Source organism: Pseudoalteromonas fuliginea (assembly GCF_000690055.1).
GTDB lineage: Bacteria > Pseudomonadota > Gammaproteobacteria > Enterobacterales > Alteromonadaceae > Pseudoalteromonas > Pseudoalteromonas fuliginea.
Genome location: NZ_JJNZ01000017.1, coordinates 94193 through 105256 on the forward strand (window position 1 = coordinate 94193; position 11064 = coordinate 105256).

The following is an 11064-nucleotide window of genomic DNA, read 5'->3' on the forward strand; positions in this document are numbered from 1 at the left end:
TCGGGAGCTAAATATAAAAAACACCAAGTAGTTAAACTACTTGGTGTTTTTTATTGGTATTAAAGCAATGGCTTTAAGTAATGCCCAGTATGTGAACGCTCACATTCGGCTACTTCTTCAGGCGTGCCTGCAATGAGTATTTCACCGCCGCCAGCTCCGCCTTCAGGTCCTAAATCTATCACCCAATCTGCTGTTTTAATAACATCGAGGTTGTGCTCAATAACAACAATTGTATTTCCGTGGTCGCGCAGACGATGAAGTACAACAAGCAGCTGCTCAATATCAGCAAAGTGTAAGCCTGTTGTTGGCTCATCTAATATGTAGAGTGTTTTACCTGTATCACGCTTTGATAGCTCGCGTGCTAGTTTTACACGTTGCGCCTCACCACCTGAAAGAGTGGTAGCGGCTTGACCTAAGCGGACATACGATAAACCAACGTCCATTAGGGTTTTAAGCTTACGGGCAATAGCCGGTATTTTATCAAAGTAATCATGAGCGTCTTCAACAGTCATCTCAAGTACTTGGTGTATGTTTTTACCTTTGTATTGTACTTCGAGCGTTTCACGGTTATAGCGTTTGCTCTTACACACATCACACGGTACATACACATCAGGTAAAAAGTGCATTTCAACTTTAATTAAGCCATCACCTTGGCACGCTTCACAGCGTCCGCCTTTAACGTTAAAGCTAAAGCGACCTACTTTGTAGCCACGTGAACGCGCTTCTTGTGTGCCTGCAAATAACTCACGAATGCCGGTAAATATACCTGTGTAGGTTGCCGGATTTGAACGCGGAGTACGACCAATCGGACTTTGATCAATATCAATCACTTTATCAAAATGATCTAAACCGCTAATTGATTTATACGGTGCCGCTTCGGCAGTGGTTGCGCCATTTAGCTCTGTATGAGCAAGTTTAAATAAAGTGTCGTTTATTAGCGTTGATTTCCCCGAGCCCGATACACCTGTCACACAGGTCATTAAACCAAATGGGATTTTTAAATCCACATTTTTAAGGTTATTACCCGTTGCGCCAAATAGTTCTAGCCATTTGTCGTTCGTTGGGTGACGTTCTTTTGGTATTTCTATTTTACGTACGCCTGATAAAAATTGGCCCGTAACAGACTCTTTGCTTGCTAAAATATCATCGCGTGTACCTTGTGCAATAATATGCCCACCATGAACACCCGCACCTGGACCAATATCAATAATATGATCAGCGGCTCGAATAGCATCTTCATCGTGCTCTACCACAATAACGGTGTTACCTAAGTCGCGTAAATGGACCAGTGTTTGTAGTAAGCGGTCGTTATCGCGTTGATGTAGCCCAATTGATGGCTCATCTAGTACGTACATTACACCTACAAGACCGGCACCAATTTGACTGGCTAAGCGGATACGTTGAGCCTCACCACCTGATAATGTATCGGCGCTGCGCTCAAGTGATAAGTAATTTAGGCCAACGTTAATTAAAAACGATAAACGGTCGCGAATTTCTTTTAATATTTTTTCAGCTATTTGGCCTTTTTGTCCGGTTAACTCTAAACTTTCAAAAAATTCCATGGCTTCACCAATACTCATGCATGTGATTGCAGGTAAGTTGGTTTGTCCAATAAATACATTTCGAGACTCTTCGCGTAAGCGCGAGCCATGACAGCTAGGACACGCTTGGCTTGTTTGGTATTTAGCAAGTTCTTCGCGTACAGAGTTTGACTCGGTCTCGCGGTAGCGGCGATTCATGTTATTTAAAACGCCTTCAAACTCATGGTTACGCGTAATTAAATCGCCACGGTCGTTACGGTAATTAAACGCAATTTTAGTGCTACCAGAGCCGTCTAAAATAATTTTTTTCGAGTCGCTGTCTAAATCTTGATAAGGCACGTCTAAATCAAAATTGTAATGATCCGCAACCGCTTGCAGCATTTGATAGTAATAAAAGCTGCGTTTATCCCATCCTTTAATTGCACCGCCAGCAAGGCTTAATTCCGGGTTATGCACTACGCGATTAGGATCAAAATATTGACGTATACCTAAACCATCACAGGTTTGACACGCACCAGCTGGGTTATTAAACGAAAACAAACGCGGCTCAAGTTCAGTCATTGCATAGCCACAAGTAGGGCAGGCAAAATTTGCTGAAAATAGAATCTCTTCAGCGCTGCTATCATCCATGTATGCTACATGTGCAACGCCATTAGACATTTCAAGTGCAGTTTCGAACGATTCTGCTAAGCGTTGTTGTAAGCCATCTTTTACTTTAAATCTGTCTACAACAACTTCTATTGTATGTTTTTTATGAAGCTCAAGCGTTGGAGGATCAGACAAGTCACATACTTCACCGTCTATACGGGCGCGAATATAACCTTGGCTAGATAGCTGTTCTAATAACTTAACATGCTCACCTTTACGCTCTTTTACTATTGGCGCAAGCAGCATTAATTTACTGCCCTCAGGTAGAGCCAAAACAGTATCTACCATTTGGCTCACTGTTTGCGCAGCAAGTGGTAAATCATGTGTAGGACATCGTGGTTCGCCAACGCGGGCAAACATGAGTCGTAAGTAATCGTAAATTTCGGTAATAGTACCTACGGTTGAACGCGGGTTATGAGACGTTGACTTTTGCTCAATAGAAATGGCAGGAGAGAGGCCTTCAATGTGATCTACATCAGGCTTTTCCATAAGCGATAAAAATTGTCTTGCATACGCAGAGAGTGATTCAACATACCGGCGCTGCCCTTCTGCATAAAGTGTATCAAATGCAAGTGATGACTTCCCCGAACCAGATAGGCCAGTAATAACTATTAATTTATCACGTGGGATGGTTAGGCTGATGTCTTTTAAATTGTGCGTGCGGGCGCCTCGGACTTCAATGTTTTCCATGCTATCTCGTTTATTACCAAAATTATTTACTCAGTATCGCATAATACGAAGCAATATTAATCCTTGATCAATGAAAAATCCTTACTTATAGGCGATTAATTATTGCCAAGCTTATGGTAGAATCCCAACCTCAATTTTTCATAGAGTAAGATCACGCAGATAATGACCGCATCTTCACTTAATTCACGAGAAAAACGCGCCGCTGTATCACTGGCGAGTGTGTTTGCATTTAGAATGCTCGGCTTGTTTATGCTGATGCCTGTATTGGCTATTTATGGACAATCGCTTGAAGGTTTTTCGCCTATTTGGATTGGTTTTGCCATTGGTGCGTATGGTTTAACGCAAGCTGTATTACAAATACCTATGGGTCGATTATCCGATAAGATTGGTCGTAAAAAGGTTATTGTTGGTGGCTTAGTTGTATTTGCTATTGGCTCTGTAGTTGCGGCATTAGCGGACTCTATCCAAATGGTTACCGTAGGCCGCGCTCTACAAGGTATGGGCGCAATAGCCAGTGCGCTACTCGCGTTTGCTTCAGATTTAAGCCGCGATGAGCAACGACCAAAAGTAATGGCCGTTATTGGTATGAGCATAGGAATGAGCTTTGCCTTTGCTATGTTACTTGGACCAATTGTTGCAGCTTCGTGGGGTATTGCGGGTGTATTTTGGTTGACTGCTATTTTAGCTGTCTTTGGTATATTTATAGTGACCATGCTAGTGCCAAAGGCGGTAAATAAAGCACCCAAGGGCGATACATTAGCAAGCTTTAGCGACATTAAAAAATTAATTAAACACCCTCAGTTAGCACGATTAAATGCAGGTGTATTGTTATTGCATTTAACGCTAACCACAATTTTTGTGGTACTGCCGAGTCAATTAATTAAAGATGGTTTGGTTGCCGACCAGCATTGGTATTTATATATCCCAGTGTTGTTTTTAGCCTTTTTATTAATGGTACCAATAATGATTGTGGCCATTAAAAAAGAGAAAGAAAAACAAGCGTTCATTGGCTCAGTAGCCTTGTTAACTATTAGTATGTTAGCAATGTCGGTATGGGTTAATAGTGTAGTAGGCATTGCTGTGTGTATGCTGCTTTATTTTGTGGCGTTTAACTTTTTAGAAGCCACTATGCCTGCGCTTGTATCGCGAATAGCACCTGCAAGCCAAAAAGGTTCAGCAATGGGTGGCTACTCATCTAGTCAGTTTTTAGGCGCCTTTTTGGGCGGTATGTTAGGTGGCTATGTAGCACAAACTACAACGACGCAAGCTGTGTTTGCGGCAGCGGCACTTGTTGGGTTAATATGGCTTATTATTGCGTGGAAAATGCAAGTCCCACCCAAAAGTAAAGTTATTAGTTTAATGACCAAATTAGATTCTGAAGAGCATGCTCAAACACTTGCTTCTCAGTTAGTTGCTTTACCAGGCGTAATAGAAGCAACTGTGGTTCGCGATGAAAGTCGCAGCTATTTAAAGATTAATGATAAAGAATTTGACCTAGACCAAGCGCGTAAAGTAGCTGGTTTAATCTAACATTTATAGGAGATGGTTTCATGGCACGCGGTGTGAACAAAGTAATTTTGGTTGGTAATTTAGGGCAAGATCCTGAAGTTCGTTATATGCCTAACGGCAACGGTGTAGCAAATATTACCTTAGCAACTTCAGATAGCTATAAAGATAAAAACACTGGCCAAATGGTTGATAAAACTGAGTGGCACCGTGTTGTATTTTTTGGCAAGTTAGCTGAAATTGTTGGTGAATATTGTCGTAAAGGTTCACAAATTTATGTTGAAGGTAAGCTTCAAACACGTAAGTGGACCGATCAACAAGGCCAAGAAAAATACACTACAGAAATAGTTGTAGATGGCTTTACTGGTCAAATGCAAATGTTGGGCGCACGTGGTGGCGATCAACAAAGTGGTGGTTACCAAGGTAATCAGCCGCAAGGTGGGCAACAAGGTGGTGGTTACCAAGGTAATCAAGCGCAAAGTGCTCAACAAAGTGGTGGTTACGGTCAAAATAATCAAGGCCAAAATAACCAGCAACAAGGTGGTTATGCTCCACAACAGCAAGCAGCACCTGCAGCGCAACCTCAGTCAGCGCCAGCACCACAACAAAATAACCAATACCAACAACCGCAAGGCGGCTTTGCACCACAACAAAATAGTGCACCGCAGCAACAAGGTGGTTTCGCTCCTAAACCACAAAGTGCTCCGCAAGGTGGCGCATCAAACCCAATGGAACCAACCATTGATTTTGATGACGATATTCCGTTCTAGCTTACGTATAATTTAAAAGTGTAAATATAAATCGCTTTTAATTAAAGTGTTAAACCAAACCCAGTGTAAAAACTGGGTTTTTTGTTTTTAAAAAGATGTAAAAATGACATGGTGTATCTATAAAACACTATGTCACTATTATCTAAACAATTAGCCACGTAACTGAAGCTAATGTTTATATCAATATTATTAAAATATGACTCATTCTTGCGAGCTAAATAACTTATCTACTTTGTTTCTTCTCTGTTGTAGAAGTATTTGCCAATCGTATCAGTTGCTCATTTTATTTTATGTAATTTGTATTAGTTGATATATAAATGATTGCAATCTATCCTCTACAGACTTTTTTAAATGAAGCTATGGGAAATATGAAAACTCATATCGTAACAGTATTTCTATTTTTTCAGCTTTTTAGTGCTAATTTGCATGCTCAAGTATCATCCGAGACTACGCAAGTTCTATTAATTAATTCTATAAATCAAGATATGCCATGGCAGAAAAGTGTTGAGGTTGGATTACGTGCAGAATTAACTAGACAAGCTTTTGACTTTGATCTCTTTGTTGAAAATATGGATGTTGGTCGCTTTGATGAAGTACAGCAAAAAAAAGTGATGAAACTGTATTTACAGCAAAAGTATCAGAACAGAAAAATTGATATCATTGTTACTCAATCGGTATCAGCTGCAGCGTTATTGACTGAATTTTATGGTTTTTTCCCAGATGTACCAAAAATATATCTAGAGCCAGGCGCTAATTTTACAGTACCTGAGAGTATCAATACGGTTACAATAAATGCTAAATTAGACTACAAGCAGGCAACTCAAGATGCAGTTAATTTAATAAACCCAAAAGAGCTCATTGTTATTTTAGATACGACGAATGACATGGGGCGTAATTTTTATCAAAATCTTCTTCCGGTTATTGGTAATGATTTTCCTCATTTGAGGATAAAAAAATGGTTTGATGTGCCAACCGAGACCTTAATAAATAAAATAAATAATGCCCCATCTGATGCCATTGTATTGTTTACTCCTATTTTTCGAAAGTATAAGGGGAAGCAGTTAAGTCCTTTTCAGTTTGTAAAATTACTAACAAGTGATAACCAAGCTCCTATTTTTAGTTATTGGCATGCGTTATTAGGTTCTGGTATTGTTGGCGGGTACTTATTATCGGGCGAAACCATTGGTAATCGCATCGCAGAATCAATCATTTTTTTTAAGGAAAATAAAAGCTTAAAACCGATTGATGATGAAAAACTCAGTGCGCACTATTATGATTGGAGACAATTAAAAAAGTTTAAAATAGATCCTCAACGTTTACCCCAAGGGTCGATGCTTTCCTATTACGAACCTACCTATTTTGAAGAAAACAAAATGCTTATTTATAGCGCAATTATTATTATATTAACGCTAAGTAGTTTTTTAATGTTTTTTTTAATTTTGAATAGCAAACGCGTACAGCTGTTAAAAGAGTTAGATAGCGAAAAATTAAAACTAGAATTTCGTGTTGAGCAACGAACCAAAGAGTTATTAACAGCAAAAGATGAAGCGGAGCATTTAGCTTTGGTTAAATCAGAGTTTTTGGCTAATATGAGTCATGAGATAAGAACCCCAATGAATGGAGTTATAGGCCTCACCAATATTTTACTTGAAAGTGAATTGCCACTAAAACAAAGGCAGTACCTAGATAAAATTAAATACTCTTCGGATCAATTGTTAATCGTGATAAACGATATCTTAGACTTTTCTAAAATTGAATCAGGAAATACTAACCTCGAAGAATTTCCTTTTTCGGTTAACGCTGTTGTAGATTACATAAAAACAACGTTTGAAAACCAAGCTCAGGACAAGGGCATTAAATTTATAGTTAATGTAGCGTCAAATGTTCCACCTGATTTAGTCGGAGATGTTGTTCGCATTAATCAAGTGCTATTAAATTTATGCTCTAATGCAATAAAGTTTACTTCACACGGGAAGGTGTCTGTTTGCATTCATGCAGAGCAAATACTGAACGATGATGAATCAATATTAATACACTTTATTGTTAAAGATTCAGGCATTGGTATCGCACCTCAAAACGTATCTCACTTATTTGATGCATTTACGCAAGAAGATAGCTCTACGACCCGAAACTTTGGCGGCACAGGATTAGGTTTAACAATAAGTAGACGTTTGTGTAAGTTAATGGAAGGCGATATTTCTGTCGTAAGTACGCAACATTTAGGCAGTGAATTTACTGCATCAGTGAAAGTAAAAGTTAATAAGAAAATTGTTATTGCAGATTCTTTCAATTCAATTCAAACCAGTATTTTAGATTCAAAAAATTCAGCTAATCATCCATCTTTAATTGGTTTAAAGGTGTTAGTAGCCGAAGATAACGAGATTAACAAATTAGTTATTACCGCAATGTTGGAGAAAAAAGGTGTGGTAATTCATTTAGTCGATAATGGGTTTGAATGTATTCAAGCCCATAAATCTCAACAATTCGACTTAATATTAATGGATATCCATATGCCAATTATGGATGGTATTGAAGCGAGTAAAATGATACGAAATGACAGCGATAAAACGATTGCCAATATTCCAATCATCGCTTTAACAGCTAATGTTATGGAAAATGATATTGCATACTATTTATCCGTTGGCATGAATGCACATGTGGCCAAGCCGACCAAAGCATCTGAGCTGTATCGTATTATTGATCAGTGTTTAAAAAGCAACTCAGATTATTTCGATAAAACACAGTAATTAAAGAGATTTAAGGAATCTAAAAATATATATAGTCGTTTAATTTTGTTGACTTCAATTTAATATAAATTAAGTGTTTATGTCTTATTTTGTGATATTAAAATAGATCAAATTAGGCCCATAAATGCTGAGCATATGATAGCCGTAGCTGGCTAACGAAAATAAATTTAAGTACATTATGGTTCAATGTGTTAGTAAATTATTTAGTCACGATTCAGGTTAAATATACTGTTTGCCTGTCGGGATTATTGATCAATGCTCTATTTAGGAGATCTATAGAGAGTCAGTGGAATGATAATCATTGCTTTAGATCGCTTAAATTCATAATTCCTCGTTTATATAGAGCTTTTTTAAAATTAGTAATGAACATTTAAACTTGCTTTATTGACTTGTGCTAATGGGGATCTTGAACAACACTTTAGTTATTAATTTAACGAGTGGGCAAGCTATGCAAAAGGAAAGGTTCTGGATTTTTAATCAATTTAAAGTCATCTATTTTTCCCTGCTTGCATTAATAATTTTGGGTTTTAATTTTATTTTGAATGATGCATTACATGAAAAAATACATCACTCAGGCCAGCTATTAGTTAAACAAGTTTTTGAACTTGAAATAACCCCCTCTTCAAATAATAAGATACTTGCAGCCCTCGTAAAAAATGAAGGGTTTATGCTTAAGCCGAATTCATCTCTTACGCACTTTGGTCATATTATAAAGTTAGAGCTAGAGGTCTATAACTATAAAACGCTGAGCTTAAATCTATACCACCCTCCTGTATGGATAATAGAAAGCTATTTATTTATATTGCTTAACTTGGTTATGTTTGGAGCTGCTAGCTGGTTTTATCGTTGGTGGAACACGTTACATGTCAACAATATTTCACGTTCGAAAAACTTACTCGCCAGCACAACTCCATCAGTTAAAGAGCACAATACACAGGTTGTTAAAGTATTAAAAAATTTCGAATTAAGCTCGCTGTACACAACAGCACCTGTATGTCACAGCTTGTTTGTACTGGTTCAATGTAATTGCCATTTTGATAACAATATTGATAAAGAAGCCAGCTTTGAAGTGTTAATGGTGAAAAACTTTTCTGAATTGAGTTGTGTTTCAGTAAGGTTATTAAATTGCGGTAACTTAGCGATTACATTATCAGAGGTTCCTTTTTCAGAACTTGAACGATATGTACAACATTTACATAAAAGTATTTTTTTAGCATGCAGAAACTATCAAAAAAATATCACCAGAAAAGACATTAAAGTCGGTGCATGTGATTATCGGCTTAGAGCTGATCAAGCAACTGTTTATCAGCTTGCAAAAGCTGCTTTAGTTTTATCCCAACGTAGCTTGTTAAAGCATTGTCATCGATTACCTCTAAATCAAAGTCAAACACGAGTACTTTCTAGTAAACAAGTTATCGATAATATTAAAAAGAATAAGTTTATACTTTTTTTTCAGCCTCTATTCGAACTCTCAAGTGGCGATATTTTACAACATGAAGTATTGCTTAGAGTTAGGCACAGTAAGCATGGTTTGATTGCTGCTCGCTATTTTATCGATCAAACGTATAGCCGCCAAGATACTTTAATATTAGATAAAGGTGTTTTAATTCAAGTTAAAAAACTACTATTAGCAGAGCCTTCGCAATTAACCGTAAGTGTTAATTTATGTTCTGACAGCTGGATAAACAAAAAGTTTTGGAGCTGGTTTAGCGTTCAAATTAATGATTTTAAACTGAGTAGTAAGTTACAATTTGAAATAAGTGAAGTCGAGTTTTTTAATCATCATGAGGCTTTAAAGGACGTATTTATAATAATGAAAAAAGGAGGCTCTCGAATTATCATCGATAATGTAAAGTGTAGTGAAAATTTAATGAAGTTAGCTGACCACCAAGAGGTGTGTGGGTTAAAGTTATCGTATGAGTTAGTACATCTAGTGGATGAAAAAACACAAAACCAAAATCAAATAAAAACAATTATAAGTATAAGTAATACATTAAACTTACCTGTGTTTGCGGTGGGTGTTGAAACTCAAAAAGAGCTATTAATGCTAACAAAATTAGGGGTAGCAGGGGCTCAAGGGTTTTATTTTTCAGAGCCGTTAGAGGAACTCACTCAGGCCGTATTTCATTAAATCAGATCTCTATACCTTAACCCGTTTAAACCTTGCATTCCTCCTGTATGTATCGCCATAATTTTACTACCTGTAGGGAAAAAATCTTTTTCAATTAATTGCCAAAGTGCATACATCATTTTACCACTATAAATTGGCTCCAAAGGAAGTTGATGTTCATCACTCATTTTTTGACAGAACTGCCATAGTTCGGGTGTGAACTTACCATACCCTCCATCGTGAAAATCAGTGAGTAGTTGCCAATTATTTTGCTTATCGGCTTTATTACTTAATTTACCTACCTCTTTTTTTAAGTAATCTGCTTGTTTTAATACAGCAACCCCTATTATTTGGGTGGTTTCTTCACTGCCTTCAATTAGACCCGCTAATGTACCGCCACTACCTGTAGGACAAATTAGGTAGTCATGCTTAGGAAGGCTTTTTGCTAACTCAGTACAGCCCAATAGAGCAAAAGAGTTAGTACCACCTTCAGGAAGTATATAGGCATTAGGAAAGCGAGCTTGAAGTGACTTTAAGTAATCATCATCGTTTCGTCGTCGGTATTCAATACGATTAACAACGTGCAGCTTCATTCCGCATTGCTTTGCAAATTCAAGTGTGGGGTTATTACTGTCGAGCTCAGGGCCTCGTATAATTGCGTGCGTAGTTAAACCAAATTCTTTTCCGGCAGCAGCACAAGCATGAATATGATTTGAAAAGGCGCCTCCGAAAGTCAGTAATTCAGTTTTTCCAAGTTTCTGCATATTGGCTAGGTTATATTTTAATTTACGCCATTTATTACCACTTATTAATGGGTGTATTAAGTCATCTCGTTGAATACTCACAGAGATATTTTTGTTTTTTAGAAGCTGAGAGTCTATTTTTTGAATATAATTATTTTCTTTTATTTTTAATTGCTTAGACATTTTATCTTCTGTTTTTGTTTAGTGCATTGATAATAAATATATGATTAATCCGCAGCCTACTTAGGGTTAATCTATTATTTTAGAGTGCTACATTGTATTTTTAAAGGTGCACCATAGGCAAGTAAT

General features: G+C 37.4%; 6 protein-coding genes. 4 read left to right on the forward strand and 2 right to left on the reverse strand.

Annotated elements, in window-relative coordinates; translation table 11 throughout:
- Nucleotides 1–59 precede the first annotated feature (59 nt).
- A complete protein-coding gene (uvrA, locus tag DC53_RS14775) occupies nucleotides 60–2879 on the reverse strand; it encodes an excinuclease ABC subunit UvrA (protein ID WP_007378611.1) in 2820 nt (939 codons plus the stop codon).
- A 162-nt stretch (nucleotides 2880–3041) separates the two neighbouring features.
- On the opposite strand from uvrA, the gene DC53_RS14770 reads away from it, so the two are divergent.
- The 4 genes from DC53_RS14770 to DC53_RS14755 all read left to right on the forward strand — a co-directional run bounded on the left by DC53_RS14770 (nucleotide 3042) and on the right by DC53_RS14755 (nucleotide 10033).
- Nucleotides 3042–4409 carry an MFS transporter gene (locus DC53_RS14770; protein WP_007378610.1) on the forward strand — a complete coding sequence of 456 codons (1368 nt, stop codon included), beginning with the start codon at nucleotides 3042–3044 and terminating at the stop codon, nucleotides 4407–4409.
- 20 nt (nucleotides 4410–4429) lie between these two features.
- The gene (gene ssb, locus DC53_RS14765; RefSeq protein ID WP_007378609.1) at nucleotides 4430–5155 is read left to right on the forward strand and encodes a single-stranded DNA-binding protein; all 726 of its coding nucleotides are present in this window, start codon (nucleotides 4430–4432) and stop codon (nucleotides 5153–5155) included.
- A 317-nt stretch (nucleotides 5156–5472) separates the two neighbouring features.
- Nucleotides 5473–7902 (forward strand): ATP-binding protein, encoded by a 2430-nt coding sequence (locus DC53_RS14760; protein ID WP_239462844.1) that lies wholly within the window; start codon nucleotides 5473–5475, stop codon nucleotides 7900–7902.
- 448 nt (nucleotides 7903–8350) lie between these two features.
- Nucleotides 8351–10033 (forward strand): EAL domain-containing protein, encoded by a 1683-nt coding sequence (locus DC53_RS14755; protein WP_239462843.1) that lies wholly within the window; start codon nucleotides 8351–8353, stop codon nucleotides 10031–10033.
- On the opposite strand, the gene DC53_RS14750 is transcribed toward DC53_RS14755, so the two are convergent.
- Nucleotides 10030–10938 carry a 1-aminocyclopropane-1-carboxylate deaminase/D-cysteine desulfhydrase gene (locus tag DC53_RS14750; RefSeq protein WP_033028842.1) on the reverse strand — a complete coding sequence of 303 codons (909 nt, stop codon included), beginning with the start codon at nucleotides 10936–10938 and terminating at the stop codon, nucleotides 10030–10032. The genes DC53_RS14755 and DC53_RS14750 overlap by 4 nt on opposite strands.
- Between the last annotated feature and the right edge of the window lie 126 nt (nucleotides 10939–11064).

Bases quoted from the DNA above. Each gene is read 5' to 3' on its own strand.
- DC53_RS14760 (WP_239462844.1), top strand. From the start codon at position 5,473: ATGATTGCAATCTATCCTCTACAGACTTTTTTAAATGAAGCTATGGGA.
- DC53_RS14770 (WP_007378610.1), top strand. From the start codon at position 3,042: ATGACCGCATCTTCACTTAATTCACGAGAAAAACGCGCCGCTGTATCA.
- uvrA (WP_007378611.1), bottom strand. From the start codon at position 2,879: ATGGAAAACATTGAAGTCCGAGGCGCCCGCACGCACAATTTAAAAGAC.
- DC53_RS14750 (WP_033028842.1), bottom strand. From the start codon at position 10,938: ATGTCTAAGCAATTAAAAATAAAAGAAAATAATTATATTCAAAAAATA.
- ssb (WP_007378609.1), top strand. From the start codon at position 4,430: ATGGCACGCGGTGTGAACAAAGTAATTTTGGTTGGTAATTTAGGGCAA.
- DC53_RS14755 (WP_239462843.1), top strand. From the start codon at position 8,351: ATGCAAAAGGAAAGGTTCTGGATTTTTAATCAATTTAAAGTCATCTAT.